This window comes from Candidatus Coxiella mudrowiae (genome assembly GCA_001077715.1).
GTDB lineage: Bacteria > Pseudomonadota > Gammaproteobacteria > Coxiellales > Coxiellaceae > Coxiella > Coxiella mudrowiae.
Genome location: CP011126.1, coordinates 1,059,483 through 1,078,342, shown reverse-complemented (window position 1 = coordinate 1,078,342; position 18,860 = coordinate 1,059,483). Strand labels below are relative to the sequence as shown.

Genomic DNA, 18,860 nt, shown 5'->3' with positions numbered 1-18,860 from the left:
GATAGAACATTGACACCAGTAGTAGATAATCCTGAACATGCCCCATTTTAACTGATAAAATTTGTGAGGTATTGATAAATCTATAACAATACATGCCAGTTTTGATTTTAAGTAAATGACAATTAGAGAGTTTGTACCAATTGATTGTTTTAAAATAATTATTTTACGTAGGTAATCATGGATTTAAAATTTTTGATCTGCTTTCTCAGAATACTTTCACGATTGGAACAGAATATAAAGAAGCTGTATCGAACATTTATAATTTATTGACACAATTACTTCAAAATACTCTTAGGATTATCATTGAACATAAAATTTTATCCTTATCTATATATTATAGTTTAGTAAAATCTGAGGATCTTACAGTAATCAAAGAAAAAATTGATAGAACTTTAAAACTACATCCTCAATAAAAAAACATTTAGGTAAAAAAGTTTTCGAATTTCGACCCGCTGTTGATTGGCATAAAGGTAAAGCCTTATTACATATTATGGAACTATTAATCCATCATTACGTTGGTATTTACCTAATTTTTATTGGGGATAATGTTACGGACTAGGATACTTTTTCAGCAGTTAAAAATTGTGGATTAGGTATTCTCGTTTCTCAAGAACAACGTAGAACAAAAGCCGCTATGATTTTAAAAGATAAGAACGAAGTTAAAAAATTTCTACAGTCGTTAATCAGCTTCTATCAAATCGCATAAAATGGAAACATGGCAACTACAATATCGTTATTTTATTGCCCCTCAACAGCATTTTCGAGAAACTCTATGTACTTTAGGAAACGGTTATTTTTCGACCCGAGGTGCTTGGGAAGAAGTTCAATATGATCGCGTTCATTACACAGAAACTTATATTTCTGGATATTACAATCGTTTAACGATTTAAATTTCAGGTTAGAATGTTACTAATGAAGACTTAGTTAATTGTCCAAACTGGTTACCTCTTTCTTGGCGACACTTAAATGAAGATCGGGTTGTTTTAAATGAAACTAGTTTGTAAGAATATGAACAAACTTTAGATCTATTTCAGGAAATTTTAAAACAACAATTTTTTTGTAGTTGATAAAAAAATCGTAAAACAAGAATATTACCTGACCTATTGTCTCTATGGCTAATCCTCATTTTTCGGCTATTGAATATAAGCTGATGCCTTTAAATTGGTATGGTGAAATTGAGATACGTTCGAGTATTTATAGAAATATTATTAATAATTGGGTTGCTCGTTATCGACAATTAGCACAGCATCATTTAACAGAATTCAGATTTAATAGATTGTAAAACATGATTCAATTAAGCACAACGACAAGTCAATCGTAAATACTTATCGTTCTAACAGATCGGACGCAAATATATCAGAATCAAAAAATGATAGAAATAAATGCCGACATTATCCAAACTAAAAAAGTATCTTAAAAATTTATAGTATTTTATGAAAAAAAAATTTCTTATAGAAATCAAAATAATTTTATTATTTACATCTCTCGATAAAGTAATTACTAATATGGCTTTTGGTAGTCGAAAGCTTTTAACTATCGTTGATCGATTTTCCAAGATAGTGATAGCGGATGAACTCGCTTTGGAACGGTTTTGGAAACGATACGATTTGAAAATTCAAACCAAATAGTTTTCATTTATTACAAACTATCTTTCTGTACTTAGGGACCTCGACGTAGGAGCTCGTGCCCGCGGTTTGCATGGCGAAACGTATCAGGTGGATATTTTTTGAGATGAACTCTATGCCTCTCCTTTTTTTAATTTTCATTTTCTGAAAATTACTTCGAAATTACTTGATCATTATTATTATACAGTTATAGGAGTTTATTCCAAGCACGTCAATCGGAAAAAAGAAATAGATTTAAAGGAGCTATGTTTCCTTGGAAAAGTGGGAGTAATGAAGAGGAAGAAACGTAAATAATTAACTTAAATCCAAGTTATAATACTTAGTAGCCCGATTATATCAATTCGAAAAGACATATCAATATTGCAGTTTTTTATAACATTTTGAAATATTATTTATACATACTGAGAATTTTAAATTTATGTCACGTTATAGTCGAGAGATGATATTTGAGATAGCGCGTTTTTGGAGTAGTTTAATTATTTATAATTTCGATTCTGATCGTTATGGAATTCAAGGTATGATGGACCCAGATGAATTTCAAAAAAAAAATACTCTAATAGTCCAACGCCTGGCGTGGATAACAATGCCTATACTAATTTTATGGTAGTATGAGTTTTGGAGAGGGCTTTACAGTTAATTAAAATATTAAATGCTCAACGGTGCTATGAATTATTAATAATGTTAGATATTAACGAGTAAGAAACTTAAAATGGAAAAATATTATTAATCGTATTATTTACTATTACGAAACAATTATATTTTCAATCAATTTGACAGTTATGATCAATTGATTCCTTAATGTAATAGTACTCTTCAACAAGTAATTTTATGGCTGAATCATAATTTATGTTATATCAAAAAAGGTACGTATTAGAAATTGTATTAGATAAGATGTCTTTTTAAGACTAGACTATGAGAGAAATTAGTTTATCCCCTATAGATGATTACCTAGAAAAGCATTTTTTGAAGGCAGAATTTTCTTCTGGATTTTCTTCGTTCCGATCTCTCCTAATAAATATTCTATTAGGATGAACAGAATTGTGTTGCATACGTTGCACTATTAATTCATAAATTGATGAGATAGAAAGAAAAGCCACGCCCATTGCTACGCCAATCCCAAACTCTACAGGAATTATTGTAAACCTCTGCGGAGTCGTAGAGAGAAATAATACCTAGAATTAATAAGGAATAAAGTCTCACATCTCTATAGATCCGGCGGTCGTTTTCCAGTAATGGTTCTAGGCGAGCATGTTAAATTCTGAAATTGACATAAAAAGAAGATACAATAAGAATTGTTCCTTCTATTAAAAGAGGCTATCTTAATTCAGAATTTTTTAAAGTCCTTCCGAGAATAGTGGTGGTAGAACCCACAAGATAAATATACGCTAAGGCTTTTCTTCTGTTTCGGGAATGTAACTCAATATTAATTTGACACATTTAGGGAATTCAATGTTAAAAAAACTTAATAAAATTTTAATCTTTAACCAGTATAATCATTTTCCTCGATTATAAAAAGCCTATGATGAGAAATACTAATAAAAATTTGAAAACCATTGATGGAAGAACAACGAAAAAGGAATTATGAAATATTAATAAGATATTTTGAGCATCAATATAAAAAAATTGGAAGAGTTCCTGAGGAACCATCTATTGATGCATTTATCAGGTGGTTCAATGAAAAAGGAATATTATCTTAAAGAGCCTACTTAGAGTTTTATAGAAATTTAAAATTTTACACTTTTTTGCTCTTAACTTTTGTATAAATTTATTTTTCAATTTTTTAAATCCATATTAGAGCAACCATCCCAAAGAGTTTCTTTTAAATATCCTGATAAAGAGTTTCTTTTAAATATCCTGATTTGGAAAGTTTTTATCCTGATAAATTACAATAGAAAATTTACCTATTGCTGAATAATTTACAGAAAGGCACTTTTCTAATCCTTTGGAGCTGCGACTTGCAATAATTTATGCTTTTTGTGTCAACACGATATTACACTTGGCACATATGGCTACTGCTTCCGTGCCCACATTTAGCATAAAGAAGTATTTAAGATTTGCCAACCAAAAATATTCTATCGTTTGGCTGGACAAAAACAATCTCGATTTTATTTACATAGTTTTTAGATCAGAATCAACCCTATTCTGAGCTCTTATTTTTTGATTTGATGGATCGATCAGTCCTCCAAACTACTACTTTGAGTCCCTTAGTAAGAAAAAACTGGTGTTTACAAAATAACAATCAAGAAGGTCACAATATAATTGAATTATTTCTAAGAGGTGGACTTTTTATAAACTATTATTTCTGTGAATGGGATATTAATCTTTTTTACGGGACGTAGCGGAAATAATCAAAGCGGGTAAAGTCACATGCAAAGCGACTCTTACACTTCCCGTATATGGAGTAGGTGGTCTTATTGCACAAGGACATGAAATCCTCCATACTCTCTTAAGCACTTATATAAATTATATAAATTATTATCTGTGGAACAATCTTCCTTAACCCTACTGATACTGATACCCGTTCATACGCCAACCCATTGGGAATTTTTAGAAATTTAGATTACGTATGAGAAAAATTATTTTTTTCTGGTTTGACCTGACTCACTGGCTCTATCTGACGAACGTAACGCGATTAATAATCGGATTTTAAGCACAGTGCTGGAGTGGGCACTTAGCAATAGATATAATATTTTAACATCTTATCAAAGTTTGTGATACACGCATGAACAAATTACAGGTAAAAATCGCTTTAGTTTCGTGGTAATTAGAAATTGTTTGTAAGATTATAAAGAAGAAAATCCCGTTACTCAAGCTTAAACACTGGATGAACTTCGATTGGTAATTTTCCAATTAGTCCTAAAAATTATGCTTACGAAGTGTGCAATATACTTCTTAATTAACATTCTTCTTTTTCTAGAGGAAAATGCATTTTCATCAAATTTTTAAGAATTATCTAGAATAAATAGATTTAGTGTACTTAAACTTTAAATAATATTACAATTTATTACAATGGTTGTTCTTTATTTCAAAGAATAATTCTCATGATTAATATTCTTTTAATCGAAGATCAGGTATGAGTTCGTCAAGGTATCCGTCTCATGTTGTCTGCTATTAAAGGGATTCGCATTGTAGGTGAGGGGCTAGCACGGGGGAAGAAGGTCTGACGATGAAACAAGAAAAAAATCGCGACGTCGTGATTTTAGACTTTTACTTACCCGATACAGATGGTTTGGAAGTAGCAAAGAAAATGTTGCGACGAGATCCTGATATTAAATATTGGTCATAACAGCGATGAAAAGTGAATTGCTGCCACTTCAACTTTTAGAAGCAGGCGTACATCGATTTATTACTAAATGCAGTAACTCAGCAGAATTAGAACGAGCCATTCGCGCAATTCACATTCACAGTGGTCAACGCTATCTAAACCCTAATATCGCGACTCAATTGGCTTTAAGAAAAGCGAGTGGTAATTCGCCATTCAGTCAACTCAGTAAATAAGAAATAGAAGTATTATTGTTCTTAATTAAAGGAATTAGTGTAATGGTGAATGGCTATCGTTACAATATGTTTGAAACACTTGGTGTAAATAATGATATTGGGCTCATAAAATTGGCTATGTAGTACTACTTATTAGATATTGAAGAAGTTGGAGTTTAGAAATCGTCATTTTACTAAGGTAGAATGACAACTTTTTTAATCAGTTAAAGAAATTAAGTTAAGGAAACGATCGAACATCAATACGGGCACATACCTGTTCTATGGCATCGATAGTAATGTCTTTTAATTCTTCAATTACGGAGAGCTCAATATTGAGTGGCGGTAACCAATAAATTGTATTTCCTAGAGGACGTAGTAAGGCGCCCAATTTTATAGCTTCTTTATAGATCTCATAGCCCAGTTGAGGACAAGCGGGATGATAACGCAAATCGGCTGCGACTATGGCACCAATGTTTCGAATATTCATTAATTGACCTGTTTTTTCAGAAACAATATTCATATTTTTATGTAGAATTTCGCTAAAGGCGGCGGCTTTTTCGCATAGATTTTCTTTATAAATAGTCTGTAAGGTAGCGAGAGCAACGCTGGCTCCTAATACGTTTCCTGAATAAGTATGGGAGTGGAGAAAAGCTTTGCCGGTTTCATAGTCGTCGTAAAAATAGTTGTACATTTCCTCATGCGTCAGAACCGCACTGAAAGGCAACCAACCTGAAGTAAGACCTTTTGAAAGACAGACGAAATCGGGGATAACTTTGGCGTGTTCACAGGCTAACATCTTTCCAGTTCGCCCTATACCTGTCATTATTTCGTCTGCAATTAAATGGATATTATGTGTTTTAGCCCATTGAGAGAGTCGGGCTAAAAAATCTTGGCTGTAAATTTTCATACCGGCCGCTCCCTGAACGATTGGTTCTACGATAACAGCTGTAGCGGTTTCCACATGGGGTTCAAGTAAATGTTCAATCACTTTCCACTGGTGAGTGCAATCATTCCATTGGTCAACCGTAATATTGGAAACGTAGGGAATCTCACTGATAAAAAAAGGTTCAAATAACATGGCTGTATAGGGAGATCTATAGAGCCCAAGATCACTCACACTAAGAGCACCCGCAGTTTCTCCATGATAACTATTTTTTAAAGCAATAAACTTTGTTCGTTTTTGATTGCCAGTAATAATCCTTGAATGCAGGCTCATTTTCATTGCTACCTCAACAGCGCAAGAGCCATCCCCTGTATAAAATACTTTATTTAAGAAGGGTATCAGCGTAGCTAATTGCTGAGAGAGTTCGACGATAACTTCGTTAGTCGTATTTGCTAAAATAACATGTTCAAATTTTTCTAGTTGTTGTTTTAAAGCTGTTTTTAACGATGGATGGTTGTGCCCCAATGACTTACACCACCAACTAGAAATAGCGTCAATTAATTTTTTGCCATTTTGAAGCTTAATGTGACTACCCAAGGCGCTTTTAATCACTAATGGCTTGAATTCTTCATAATCTTTCATTTGCGAACAAGGATGCCAGACATGTTTAAGATCTAGCAATTCAAGAGATTCCATATCGTTAACTCATTATTTTTGGTTGGTTGACTAATTGGAAAGACTATTATAAACTTTTTGTCTTCAACAATAAAAGAGGTTTTCTATATGGAAAGGGAGACTTGGAGTCAAGAGTCTATTTCTCATTTATTTGAGTTGCCATTTTTCGAACTGATTTTCAAAGCTTATAGTGTGCATCGAGCAAATTTCGATATCAAAGAAATGGAATTTTGCACCTTATCGAGCATAAAAACTGGAACTTGTCCAGAAGATTGTGCCTATTGTACTCAAAGTGGTCATTATAAAACTGGCCTTAAGCGAGAAAAATTAATTGACATTAATTCGGTTATCGAACAAGCCAAACTGGCTAAAAAAAATGGTGCTAAACGGTTTTGCATGGGTGCAGCTTGGCGAAGTCCACCGAAAGGAGAGCTGCCAAAGGTCCTTGAAATGATTAAAGCAGTTAAAGCATTAGGCTTAGAGACCTGCGTAACCTTGGGAATGCTTAATAAAGATCAAGCCCATGATTTAAAACAAGCAGGCTTGGACTTTTATAACCATAATTTAGATACTTCTCCTAATTTTTATCAAAAAATTATTAGTACTCGGACCTACCAAGATCGAATTGATACTTTAAAAAACGTAAGAGATGCGGGGATTAATGTTTGCTGTGGTGGTATTTTGGGAATGGGGGAATCGCGAGAAGATCGAATTGAATTATTATTGCAACTTAATCAACTGCCAGAGCCGCCAATGAGTATTCCATTTAATCAGCTCATTCCCATGAAGGGTACGCCTTTAGAAAAGGCAGTGCCTTTAGATTCCTTTGAATTTATAAAAACCATTGCTGTAGCTCGGCTTATATTTCCAAAATCAATGATCCGATTGTCTGCGGGACGTGAAGAAATGACTGACGAGTTACAGGCCTGGTGTTTTATGGCGGGAGCAAATTCAATTTTTTGTGGAGATAAATTATTGACAGCAAAAAATCCAGGACAAGATCGCGATTTTAATTTATTAAATCGATTAGGTGTTAAGATCCCTCTTCCAGCACAAGTGTAGATTGCTATGCTAGTTGCTAAAGTCAAAAACAGACTAGATCGATATGCAGAAAATTCACTTTTAAGAAAGCGTTTTGTTATTACAGGACGAGAACATAATAATTTGATCAAAGTTAATGACCAGTGTTGTATTAATTTTTGTAATAACGATTATTTGGGTTTAGCCAATCACCCAGCAGTAAAAGAAGCTTTTATTAAAGCGATTCAACTCTATGGAATTGGAAGCACCTCTTCGGCAATGGTATCAGGGTATTTTAAACCTCAACAACAATTAGAAGAGAAATTTGCTGAATTTTTATTGCGAGATCAAGCAATTTTTTTTAATTCAGGATATATGGCAAATTTAGGAGTTATTACTTCTTTAGCGGCGCGTAAGGATGTTATTCTTTCAGATAAGTTTTGTCACACCTCTTTACTTGATGCCATTCAATTATCAAAGGCTCAGAATTATCGTTTTAGACATAATGATTTAGAACATTTTAATTATCTATTACATTTAAAAAAACCTAATATTTTGATTACAGAAGGTATTTTTAGTATGGAAGGTGATCTTTCACCCTTACTGGCAATTAATCACTGTATTGATGGAAAAAATGTTTTATTTGTTGTAGATGATGCTCATGGTATTGGGGTTTTAGGGAAAAATGGAGGTGGAAGTTGCGAAAAGTGGGGATTGACTCAATTAGAAATTCCCTGCCTTATAACTCCTTTGGGAAAAGCGTTTGGTTGTTCAGGTGCTATTGTTTCGGGTAGGAAAGATATTCTAGAGGGCGTTTTGCAATTTTCTAGAAGCTATCGTACCACTACTGCTTTACCGCCCGCTCTTTGTGTGGCTGCTTTAAAATCCTTAGAAATTGTTCAAATGCAATATTGGCGACGAGAACGACTCAATGAACTTGTTCATTTTTTTATACAACAAGCAGAAAATAGAGGTCTTAAATTAATATCCGAGGATGAAACACCTATTAGGTGTTTGCTTGTTGCAGACAATGAAAAAATTCAATGGATTCAACAAAAAATGTTGGAAAAGGGTTTTTTTATTTCCTGTATTCGTCCCCCGAGTGTTCCTGAAGGTACTGCCAGAATTCGAATTTCATTAAATTGCTTACACACTGAGGAGCAAATCATTCAACTCCTTTATCACCTTGCTTTTTTTCTATGTTAGTTAAGTCTTCAATGGCATTTATCGCGGGATGGGGATTTAAGTCTTCTCTTTTAAGAGAAAGTAGTTTGTATTTAAAAGGGTCTTTCTTAATCGATTTGCCTAATCTTGAAGAATTGACTTTGGAAAAGGTTACTTACAATTTATCTTGTTCGATACCGGATAACACCACGTTAATAGGATGGTCTCTAGGAGGCTTAATTGCAATTCTATTAGCTGCTCAGTTTCCAAAAAAAGTAAAAAAACTTATTTTATTATCGAGTTCCCCTTGCTTTATTCAAGAAGAGGGATGGTCGGGGATTTCTTTAGCGGAAGCCAATGAATTTATTAATTTAGCGGAAAGAAATTTTGCTAGTTTATTCAATTATTTTCTCGCTATGGTCAACTATCCGAATAAGGTGCTTCATTATAAAGACTTGCTAACTAAAAATTCTCTAAATTTTGAAAAACATCGCGATTTATTATATAACTATTTAAAAATTTTGTTCGAATCTGATATCAGAGAGGCTTATAAAAGAATTAAAATACCGCTATTTTATCTTTTAGGAGAGCGAGATGTTATTATTAAGTTAAAACCTCAAGAACTTTACGATTTAAATCCCAGCGCTATAATTCATGTCATTCCTGAAGCCGGGCATTTAGCTTTTTTAACACATCAGAAGAATTTTTATACTCAGTTATTAAAGTTTATTAATCATGTTTAATGAAAAAAAAATGCGTATACAACGCTCTTTCAATAGAGCATTTAAAACCTATGATGCATATAGTTATATGCCGGCAAAAATTTGCAAAGAACTATTGAAGCAGTTAAAAAAAATAGAATTTAATTATGAAGTTATTGCTGATTTTGCTTGTGGAACTGGAGTTAGCACACAAGAAATTAGTTCGGTCTTTTCATTTAATAGCATGTATGCGATTGACTTCTGTAATAGCCTTTTGGATGAAGCTCAAAAAAAAATTAGAAATTCTAAAGTTATGTTTATTTTAGCTGATTTTGATGATTTTTTGTTTTTTGAAAATTCACTGCAGCTAGCTTTTTGTAATATGGGGTTGCAATGGTCTTTAGATTTAAGGAATACTTTTAAAACATTTTCTTATCAATTGATTCCCTCCGGTATAATGGCTTTTTCAATTCCTTTAAAAGGGACATTTAATGAATTGGGAGAAAATTCTCGAAATCAATTTTATCCACCAGAGATTATTATAAATTTTTTGACAGTAAGTGGTTTTTCGATTCTTTCTTATCAAGAAAAAGTTTTTATCAATGAATTTAAAACTTTACAGGAAGCAGTTCGTTCCATCAAATATATTGGAGCAAATTGTCTGGTTCTGAGGAAAAAATCAGATTTGTCAGCTAAGCCGATTTTAAAATTTACGGATGAAGTAAAAGTCAAGTTAACTTATCGGATTGGATTTTTTATTTGCAGAAAGATTTAGATATGGTTATAAAATTTTTTGTTACTGGAACGGATACGAACGTAGGAAAAACTTATATAAGTACAGCCTTGCTGCGAACATTCACGGGCAAAGGATTTTCTACCTTTGGCATAAAGCCCATCGCTTCCGGATGTCGGAATATTAATGGTTTGCTTCGCAACGAAGATGCGCTTGCTCTACAAGAGGCTTCTTCGGTAAAAAAGCGTTATGAATTGATTAATCCGGTAGCTTTTGAAGCGCCGATTGCCCCGCATATTGCCGCGAAATTGAAAGATTTGCGTTTAACAACTAGTGTATTGGTAGAAAAAATAAATAAATTACTTTTAATTTCTAGTGATGTGTTTATTGTTGAGGGAGTAGGCGGATGGTTTGTTCCTTTGAATGATGAAGAATCAATTGCTGATCTTGTGAAATTATTAAATATTCCTGTTGTCTTGGTGGTGGGAATTAAATTAGGTTGTTTAAACCATACTATTTTGACTGTGAATGCAATAAATCAAATGAAAATTCCGCTTATAGGATGGGTAGCAAATTGTATAGAATCGCAAACAATAGCAATTGATGAAAATATTCAAACTTTAAAAACATGGATAAAAGCGCCTTGTGTGGGTATCGTCCGTTACGAAGAGAATCCACAAGATCACCTTTCCCTTCAACCAGTATTAAATTTTTTCAAAAAAAGAAGCTTATTTTCCTCTCACTAATGGGAAAGAGCTAGGTAGGGTAAAGTCGGGAAGGATTGAGTCGGATCAGAGTTATTTCATTTTAAAGTAGCGTCGCCGGAAGAAAATGCTTTTTGAAATCCGTCAGTTAATTTTAGGATTAAATTTCCTTTCTCATTAATTCCAGCTCCAATACCTTGGAATTCGTTTTGATTTGATTTAAGACTTAAGAATTTATTAAAAAGATAATCTTTTTCTCGCCAGGGATTTTGAAAGAACCTAAGGCCGTGTTTTTCAAAAGTTTCCAGATAATGAATCAAATAATTAATTAATGCCGTACAGAGCTTATTTCTGTCGTAATAGGCTTCAGTTAAATTTATTAAGGATGTCCAATCCTTATTGATTTTTTGGTCAGCATCGTTTTGCATATTAACATTAAGGCCAATACCAATAATAACGGAACAGAATCCGTGGGTTTCTGCTTGAATTTCAATTAAAATACCAGCCAATTTCTTATTATCACATATAATATCATTTGGCCATTTAATAAAAATAGGTGAAGATAAATGACAAATTGTTTCAATAGTGCGACATACCACGAGCCCGCATACCAAGCTTAAACCGGCTAGCTCACTGATATCTTTATCAAAAGAATATTTTAAGGATAAATAAATATTTTGTCCAAAGGGCGAATGCCACGGCCGGTAAAATCGGCCTTTACCTTTTGTTTGCATCTCTGAAATGCAAATTGCCAGCTTGTTTGGATGGGATGCTGTTTTTAAATAATCGTTGGTAGAATCTACTTGTTCGAACAACTCGAGTGGAATTGATTTTATTTCTAAAGTGCTAACTATTTTTTGTTTGTCTAATAAGGTTAATGGTTGAGCTAAACAATAGCCCTTAGTTTTTAGAGATTTTATTGGAATTTGATAGTTCTTTAATTTTTTATGGATTTCCATACCGCAGTGCGACTAACATTCAATTGCTGTTGTTTAATAACGGTCCCATTATGGAATTCTCCATCGTTTAATAACTCGGTGATTTTAGCTAAGTTGTTATTTAAATATCTCATAATCTGCATTTTACTCTGTGGTTGGTGACTATCAAGGCTATCCCAACGGCTGTTTTTTTAGTATAGTTACCCGTTATGATAAGGCCTTTTGCTCTTTATGTTGGCTTGCGTTACACACGCGCTAAGCGCCGTAATCATTTTATCTCTTTCATTTCTCTTGCCTCTATGCTGGGAATTGCCTTAGGCGTTGCGGTATTGATTGTAGTTTTATCTGTAATGAACGGATTTGATTATCAGATTCGAACTCAGTTTTTTGCGATCGCGCCTGAAGTTACGATTCTATCAGATCAAGATATTTCTAAGACTTGGCCGACTTTACAAAAGACCATTAATGCTAACACTAATATTATTGCTTCAGCTCCTTTTGTCACGGGGATGGGGATGCTGAGTAATAAAGGAGTGGTTAGTGGGGTGAATGTTTTGGGAATATTATCCTCGCAGGAAATGGAAGTCTCAAAGCTTGATCAAAAAATGGTGCAAGGGCATTTAAACAGTCTAGTTGCAGGAAATTATAATATTATTCTGGGGAAAAAATTAGCAAACCAATTAGGTTTATCTCTCGGAAATAAAGTCAACTTATTCACTCCTCAAGCTACAACAACACTCCTGGGGGTGTTTCCTCAATTTCGCCGTTTTACTGTTAGCGGGATTTTTAGTGTGAAAGGCGGTTTTGATTTTGATACGGGAATTGCTTACATTAATATGATTGATGCAATGAAACTATTTCCCCAAGGAAGAAGTGGATTACATGTTAAAATAAAAAATATTTATCAAGCAGGAGTTGTCTCTCGAGAATTGCAAAATGCCCTTACAAACGGATTTATGGTAACAAATTGGACGGAGCAGTTTGGTTCATTTTTTAATGCTATTGCTATGGAAAAGACGATCATGTTTGTTATTTTATTATTGATCGTTGCGGTAGCCGTATTTAATTTAGTTTCAACACTTGTGATGGTGGTCAATGATAAACGGGCTGATATTGCCATTTTACGAACGTTAGGAGCGAGTCCCCGTATTATTATGTCAATTTTTGTTATCCAAGGAGCCATAGTTGGCTTAATTGGTACGCTAATTGGCATAATCGGAGGAGTTATTTTGGCATGGAACACAACAGCTATTGTTAATTTTGTTCAAAATCTTTTTCATATTCAATTCCTTAAAAGTTCAGTCTTTTTCGTTAATTTTCTTCCTTCTCGATTGCAATGGTTGGACGTTTTAAACATTTCTGTTATTGCCTTAGTGTTGAGTTTGATTGCAACTATTTATCCGGCTCTGATTGCTTTTCGAACAGAACCAGCAGAAGCACTGCGATATGAATAAAGAAACATCGGTCATTCGTTGCGATAAATTGAGTAAGACCTATCTCGAAGGGAAATTACACGTGCCTGTTTTACATGAGGTCGATTTTTCTGTCGCACCAGGGGAGCGCGTGGCGATCGTGGGTGCTTCAGGAGCAGGAAAATCTACTTTTTTACAATTGTTAGGTGGTTTGGATAAACCAACGGCAGGAAAAATATGGGTGGGAGATGAAGATATCAATCGTCTTAGGGAGCGAGAAAAAGGATTATTACGTAATCGATATTTAGGATTTGTTTACCAATTCCATCATTTATTGCCGGAATTTAATGTGTTGGAAAATGTTTGTATCCCTTTGCTCATTCGAGGGATGAAACCTAAGCTTGTAAAAGAAAAAGCCATCGCTTATGTTGAAAAAGTTGGATTAATTCATCGACAAAAATATCGGGTTGGAGAATTATCAGGAGGAGAAAAGCAACGAATCACTATCGCGCGAGCTTTAGTAACGGAACCTCGTTGTGTACTCGCCGATGAACCCACAGGCAATTTAGATGAAGAAACTGCCGAGCAGGTGGCTGATTTGACTTTGCAACTAAATCGTTCTCTCAATACGAGCTTTATCATCGTAACGCATAACCGCCTCTTATCCGCAAAAATGGATCGAATCTTTTTATTGGAAAAAGGCCAACTTTACATTAAAGAGAAATAGTGGTGAACGTACTCTTTTGGTGCATATCGATATTCCCTTCTTATACAAGATCAAGATGGACGTGTAAGGGCTGAAAAGAGTGATCAAAAGGGGCATCTTTATTTAAGTTTAGAAACACAACGCAAGGATTACCAACAGTTATTTAGGAATGTTGACAGTTAACGGAGAATGAGTTGATGAATATAGTAATTCTGGGAACCCAATGGGGGGATGAAGGTAAAGGTAAGATTATCGATATGCTTACAGATAAGGTTGCGGCAGTGGTTCGTTTTCAGGGTGGCCATAATGCAGGGCATACTTTAATTATCGATGGTGAAAAGACAGTTTTGCGTTTAATACCCTCGGGAATTTTACGAAAAGACATTCTTTGTTTGATCGGAAATGGAGTGGTTTTATCTCCCGCGGCATTAATGGAAGAAATCCAACAACTAGAAGTTAAAGGGATTCCAGTAACAGATCGACTTAGAATTAGTTCCGCTTGTAATTTATTGTTGCCTTATCATATTGCGCTCGATATGGCACGTGAAACTGCGTTAGGAAATAAAGCTATCGGCACCACTGGTAAAGGAATTGGCCCTGCTTATGAAGACAAGGTAGCCCGCCGAGGTATTCGTGCAACGGATTTGTTGCATCCTGATGTCTTGTTAGAAAAGATAAAAAAAACCACTGCTTATCATAATTTCCAGTTGGAATATTATTCGCAAAAACCTCTCAATTATATCCAGATTTATGACCAATTAATGGAAATAAGAGATAAAATAAGGCCAATGATCGGAGATGTAACTGCTTTATTATTTGAATTACGTCGAGAGAAAAAAAATATTATTTTTGAAGGGGCGCAAGGTTACTTGTTGGATGTGGATCTTGGAACTTATCCGTATGTTACTTCTTCAAATACCACAGCAGGAGCAGCTGCTACGGGTAGCGGCTTTGGCCCCGTCTATTTTGATCAGATATTAGGAATTACGAAAGCTTATGTGACTCGCGTTGGTGCCGGACCTTTCCCCACAGAATTAAAGGATGAAGATGGGGCAAAAATGGCAAAGCGAGGAAAAGAATTTGGTTCAGTGACGGGTCGCCCTCGGCGTTGTGGTTGGTTTGATGTAATTAGTATGCGCCGATCCATTCAAGTAAACAGTTTGACGGGTATTGTGTTAACCAAATTAGATGTATTGGATGAGTTTGAAACTATTCGTTTATGCACAGGCTATCTCTGTAATGGAGAATTGCTCGACGAGTCTCCTTTCGATCAGTTCCTGTTAGAAACTTGCGAGCCCATTTATGAAGAAATGCCCGGATGGCAAATTTCTACTTATGGGCTTACTAACTATAATCAAATGCCTAAAGAAGCCCGTGATTATATTGCACGTATTGAAGCGTTGTTGGAAGTCCCTGTTACTATGATTTCTACAGGTCCAGAGCGAAAGCACACTATTGTACGTGAAAAAATTTTTCAAGCACAAGAAGCCCGCGTTTTTCCCTCTTCCTTAGCTGGAGAGAGCAACCCTTAATCCCTCTACCGTAGTAGAGGGATTAAGGGGAGAAAGGAATTTTTATAAAAATTAATTTATCAATAAATTAAAATAATGGTCGACAAGTAGGGCTGAAAATAAAAGCATCAAGTACAAAATGCTGTATCGAAAAACTCGCATCGATATTTTGGAATCATTGCTCACAAATAAGCGAATCGCCCAATAAATAAAACCTAAATTTAAAAGACAAGCACTGGAAAAATAGATCCATCCCGATATTTCAATAATGAAAGGCAGTGAGCTAATTACGGCAAGCAGCAGCGTATAAAATAAAATATTTAATTTCGTGTAGGGAATGCCGTGAGTGTTAGGTAACATAGGAATATTTGCTTTGGCATAATCATCTATACGGTGAATGGCAAGTGCCCAAAAATGTGGAGGAGTCCAAATAAAAATAATTAGCAGAAGGATTAAACTAGGTGAATTGATGTGCCCTGTGACGGCTACCCCTCCTAATAAAGGAGGAGCGGCACCTGCTAATCCTCCAATAACAATATTCTGCGGAGTGGCGTGTTTTAAATAAAGTGTGTAAATACCCGCATAGCCAATAAGTGTGGCAAAAGTTAAGAGTGCTGTAAATAAGTTAATGAAACTGACCAAAATTACCATAGATAAAACACCTAACATGCTGGCAAAGATAATTGCATTTCGCCGACTGATTCTGCCTTGCACGATAGGACGGCAGCTAGTTCGATGCATTAATTTATCCAGATGGTGCTCTAAAATCTGGTTCAACGCGGCTGCAGAAGAGGCAGCAAGCGCGATCCCCAAATTACCGAACAATAAAATACGCCAGGACACGATACCGGGACTAGCCAAACACATTCCCACTAGGGCTGTTAATATCATTAATAAAACGACACGTGGCTTACATAATTGAAGATAAGCTTGCCAAGTAACGTGGGTTTGAATAAGCGGACCTATTTCAGTATATGTTTTCACTAGGAGCCCATATTTTCGGATGATTTATAATGTCTTCGTAACTTTTCTAATCGCTTATCGATTCGACTTCGTTTTAATGACGACAAATGGTCTAGAAAGATGATGCCGTTTAAATGATCTAATTCATGTTGAATGCATTTTGCCATAAATCCATCGGCTTCTAACTTTAGTGGTTTTCCATAACGATCTTGCGCACGTACTTTAATTTTAGCAGCGCGACTGATTTTTTCGAAAGTGCCTCCACCAACTGACATACAGCCTTCTTCTTCTGCGCACTTTCCTATTCGCTCAATAATTTCTGCGTTAACTAGACATAAGGGTTGATTTTTTTCCAGAGAAAAATCGATAACGGTGATGTGTTTTTGGTTCTTTAAATCTAGTTGGGTAGCAGCTAGGGCTGCACAATTTTTGGTGTTGTAATGAGTCAAAAACATTTCGTCGATGATTTTCTGTAATTCATCATCAAAGGTTTCAACCCGTTTCGCTACGGTTTTTAATCGTGGATTAGGATACTGTAAAATTTTGAGCATTCTCGTATCTTATGGGTGTTTGCCGAGGAGAGGACTTGAACCTCCACGGAGTTGCCCCCACAAGTACCTGAAACTTGCGTGTCTACCAATTCCACCACCTCGGCATTTGGCGTAAAACTCTATCTGGCAGACCAGAAAATGTCAAATCAAGCAAGGAGCTTGAATCTCATCTTCTCAACACAGGGGCTAGAAGCGCGTAACTAATAGGAGTCGTGGGACTGGATTAGGTAGTCTAGTGTCCAATCGATTTCCTCACGGCCCATTTCACGTAATAATTCGTTAACTTTGGAAAAATGTCGGCATCCGAAGAACCCCCGGTTTGCCGAGAAAGGCGAGGGATGGGGGGCTTTTAAGATTCGGTGTCGGATATTGGTGATCAAACTGGATTTTTGTTGTGCATAAGCTCCCCACAGAAGAAATACGATCCCTTTAGGATGATGATCGTTCAAACTAGCAATCACATGGTCCGTAAAACGATGCCACCCAATAGAGGCATGGGATTGGGGTTTGCCTGCTTCAACGGTCAGAGCTGCATTTAACAATAGAACGCCTTGTTTGGCCCATTTTTCTAAAGTTCCTTGAGAAGGAATAGGAACGTTTAAATCCTCATGCAGTTCCTTGAAGATATTTTGGAGAGAAGGCGGAAAAGCGACGCCAGGACGTACAGAGAAGGCCAGCCCGTGGGCTTGATTAGGCCCGTGATAGGGATCTTGTCCCAAAATAACTACTTTAACCGTCTCATAGGGTGTTAATTTCAATGCATTAAAAATATCTTTTTGAGGGGGGTAAATAGTTTTCCCCGCTTTACGTTCTTTTTTGACGAAATCTAAAATAGCTTGAAAATAAGGTTTTTGTTTTTTTTCATTGAGAACAGTTTGCCAGGTGATTTTTTCAGTCATAGTTATCATTGATTACTCTTCGCTGATGATGGTTACAGCCTCTCCAAAGCCCAATTTTTTAAGTTTTTTATGGAGATAATCAGACTCACTAATATTCGTTAGGGGTCCAATTTGCACTCGATAAATAGGTAATTGATTATAAATTGTTTTTAAAATAAGAATGGGTTTTCTTATGTAAGAACTTAATTCTCTTTTTAAACTTTCAGCATGTGTGGCCTGCCGAAAAGCTCCTAATTGTAAAAATAAATGAGAGGAATGAAGGGAATGTGATATAGGAGTGGACGATTTTGCGAGCATTATTGATCGAGTAGGAATGTGGTGATAGACGTCTATCCCTTTAACTTCTACAAATGCAGTCCCCTTGTTGGCATAACCCAATTTTTTAGCTGCTGCATAGGATAAATCAATAATGCGATGAGAGGCAAAGGGACCTCGGTCGTTGATTTTGACAATGACAGAACGACCGTTACTTAAATTAGTTACTTGCACAAAACAAGGAATAGGTAAAATAGGACTTGCTCCAGTCATTGCCAGCATATTGTAAGGTTCGCGTGTTGAAGTCAATTGTCCGTGAAATTTGGTCCCATACCATGAGGCAATACCGTGTTGTACATATCCGTGTGTAGATTTTAAAACTCGGTAACGTTTTCCATTAACCACATAAGAGGATGGATTTCCATATTTACTACGCGAGAGGGGTTTTGGTTTTGCATTAGGAATTTTACTAACGTCCACATAATATCGAGGAGGGCCATCTTTTATTTGAGAAGCGCAGCCTAAAAAAAGAATAAACAAAACGCTGATAAAAATTGTAATACTAGAACGAAATAAAAAGCGCTTCATGGGAGTTACGGTCCTTCGGTTTTTAAATATAAATTATTACACTTAAATTTAGTAT

Annotated in this window: 18 protein-coding genes, 1 tRNA gene and 2 pseudogenes; 14 read left to right on the top strand and 7 right to left on the bottom strand. The window is 35.3% G+C overall.

Annotated elements, in window-relative coordinates; translation table 11 throughout:
* The first annotated feature begins 707 nt into the window (after window positions 1-707).
* The 6 genes and pseudogenes from CleRt_RS05105 to CleRt_RS05095 all read left to right on the top strand — a co-directional run bounded on the left by CleRt_RS05105 (window position 708) and on the right by CleRt_RS05095 (window position 5,246).
* Entirely contained in the window at window positions 708-890 is a 183-nt protein-coding gene (locus tag CleRt_RS05105; protein ID WP_048875320.1) for a hypothetical protein, read from the top strand.
* A 221-nt stretch (window positions 891-1,111) separates the two neighbouring features.
* The gene (locus CleRt_RS14145; RefSeq protein WP_157870850.1) at window positions 1,112-1,282 is read left to right on the top strand and encodes a hypothetical protein; all 171 of its coding nucleotides are present in this window, start codon (window positions 1,112-1,114) and stop codon (window positions 1,280-1,282) included.
* 151 nt (window positions 1,283-1,433) lie between these two features.
* On the top strand, window positions 1,434-1,628 hold the full coding sequence (locus CleRt_RS05100; protein ID WP_048875319.1) for a hypothetical protein: 195 nt from the start codon (window positions 1,434-1,436) through the stop codon (window positions 1,626-1,628).
* A gap of 179 nt (window positions 1,629-1,807) precedes the next feature.
* Window positions 1,808-1,915, top strand: a pseudogene (locus tag CleRt_RS14140) (hypothetical protein); the annotation flags it as partial.
* A gap of 95 nt (window positions 1,916-2,010) precedes the next feature.
* Window positions 2,011-2,232: a hypothetical protein gene (locus CleRt_RS14135; RefSeq protein WP_371440257.1), complete on the top strand. Its 222-nt coding sequence runs from the start codon at window positions 2,011-2,013 to the stop codon at window positions 2,230-2,232.
* A 2,491-nt stretch (window positions 2,233-4,723) separates the two neighbouring features.
* A pseudogene (locus tag CleRt_RS05095) lies at window positions 4,724-5,246 on the top strand (response regulator).
* Window positions 5,247-5,340: 94 nt separating this feature from the next.
* Here CleRt_RS05095 and bioA read toward each other — a convergent pair.
* A complete protein-coding gene (bioA, locus tag CleRt_RS05090) occupies window positions 5,341-6,681 on the bottom strand; it encodes an adenosylmethionine--8-amino-7-oxononanoate transaminase (RefSeq protein ID WP_048875318.1) in 1,341 nt (446 codons plus the stop codon).
* Between the two features lie 87 nt (window positions 6,682-6,768).
* On the opposite strand from bioA, the gene bioB reads away from it, so the two are divergent.
* The 5 genes from bioB to bioD are packed head-to-tail and all read left to right on the top strand — an operon-like array spanning window position 6,769 to window position 11,024.
* A complete protein-coding gene (gene bioB / locus CleRt_RS05085) occupies window positions 6,769-7,722 on the top strand; it encodes a biotin synthase BioB (protein ID WP_048875317.1) in 954 nt (317 codons plus the stop codon).
* 6 nt (window positions 7,723-7,728) lie between these two features.
* Window positions 7,729-8,886 (top strand): aminotransferase class I/II-fold pyridoxal phosphate-dependent enzyme, encoded by a 1,158-nt coding sequence (locus CleRt_RS05080; RefSeq protein WP_048875316.1) that lies wholly within the window; start codon window positions 7,729-7,731, stop codon window positions 8,884-8,886.
* Window positions 8,880-9,587 (top strand): alpha/beta fold hydrolase, encoded by a 708-nt coding sequence (locus tag CleRt_RS05075; protein ID WP_048875315.1) that lies wholly within the window; start codon window positions 8,880-8,882, stop codon window positions 9,585-9,587. Before CleRt_RS05080 ends, CleRt_RS05075 begins: the two co-directional genes overlap by 7 nt.
* Complete coding sequence (locus CleRt_RS05070) at window positions 9,580-10,320, top strand: methyltransferase domain-containing protein (protein ID WP_048875314.1); 741 nt, start codon at window positions 9,580-9,582, stop codon at window positions 10,318-10,320. Before CleRt_RS05075 ends, CleRt_RS05070 begins: the two co-directional genes overlap by 8 nt.
* A 2-nt stretch (window positions 10,321-10,322) precedes the next feature.
* Window positions 10,323-11,024: a dethiobiotin synthase gene (gene bioD, locus CleRt_RS05065; RefSeq protein WP_235378880.1), complete on the top strand. Its 702-nt coding sequence runs from the start codon at window positions 10,323-10,325 to the stop codon at window positions 11,022-11,024.
* A gap of 56 nt (window positions 11,025-11,080) precedes the next feature.
* Here bioD and CleRt_RS05060 read toward each other — a convergent pair whose 3' ends face one another.
* Window positions 11,081-11,941 (bottom strand): biotin--[acetyl-CoA-carboxylase] ligase, encoded by an 861-nt coding sequence (locus tag CleRt_RS05060; protein WP_235378879.1) that lies wholly within the window; start codon window positions 11,939-11,941, stop codon window positions 11,081-11,083.
* A gap of 188 nt (window positions 11,942-12,129) precedes the next feature.
* Here CleRt_RS05060 and CleRt_RS05055 point away from each other — a divergent pair, with 188 nt between their 5' ends.
* The 3 genes from CleRt_RS05055 (at window position 12,130) to CleRt_RS05045 (ending at window position 15,570) form a co-directional block, all read left to right on the top strand.
* The gene (locus CleRt_RS05055; protein WP_048875313.1) at window positions 12,130-13,374 is read left to right on the top strand and encodes a lipoprotein-releasing ABC transporter permease subunit; all 1,245 of its coding nucleotides are present in this window, start codon (window positions 12,130-12,132) and stop codon (window positions 13,372-13,374) included.
* Complete coding sequence (locus tag CleRt_RS05050; protein WP_048875312.1) at window positions 13,367-14,059, top strand: ABC transporter ATP-binding protein; 693 nt, start codon at window positions 13,367-13,369, stop codon at window positions 14,057-14,059. Before CleRt_RS05055 ends, CleRt_RS05050 begins: the two co-directional genes overlap by 8 nt.
* 176 nt (window positions 14,060-14,235) lie before the next feature.
* Window positions 14,236-15,570: an adenylosuccinate synthase gene (locus CleRt_RS05045; protein WP_048875311.1), complete on the top strand. Its 1,335-nt coding sequence runs from the start codon at window positions 14,236-14,238 to the stop codon at window positions 15,568-15,570.
* Between the two features lie 51 nt (window positions 15,571-15,621).
* Here the strand turns inward: CleRt_RS05045 and cyoE are convergent, their stop codons facing one another.
* The 5 genes from cyoE to CleRt_RS05020 form a co-directional block, all read right to left on the bottom strand.
* The gene (gene cyoE / locus CleRt_RS05040; protein WP_048875310.1) at window positions 15,622-16,533 is read right to left on the bottom strand and encodes a heme o synthase; all 912 of its coding nucleotides are present in this window, start codon (window positions 16,531-16,533) and stop codon (window positions 15,622-15,624) included.
* On the bottom strand, window positions 16,533-17,063 hold the full coding sequence (def, locus tag CleRt_RS05035) for a peptide deformylase (RefSeq protein ID WP_048875309.1): 531 nt from the start codon (window positions 17,061-17,063) through the stop codon (window positions 16,533-16,535). The genes cyoE and def overlap by 1 nt, the downstream gene beginning before the upstream one ends.
* A 20-nt stretch (window positions 17,064-17,083) precedes the next feature.
* Window positions 17,084-17,167 (bottom strand) — tRNA-Leu (locus CleRt_RS05030).
* Window positions 17,168-17,263: 96 nt separating this feature from the next.
* Entirely contained in the window at window positions 17,264-17,971 is a 708-nt protein-coding gene (gene ung / locus CleRt_RS05025) for a uracil-DNA glycosylase (RefSeq protein ID WP_082160439.1), read from the bottom strand.
* Window positions 17,972-17,974: 3 nt separating this feature from the next.
* A complete protein-coding gene (locus CleRt_RS05020) occupies window positions 17,975-18,805 on the bottom strand; it encodes a septal ring lytic transglycosylase RlpA family protein (protein WP_048875307.1) in 831 nt (276 codons plus the stop codon).
* Window positions 18,806-18,860: the final 55 nt, after the last annotated feature.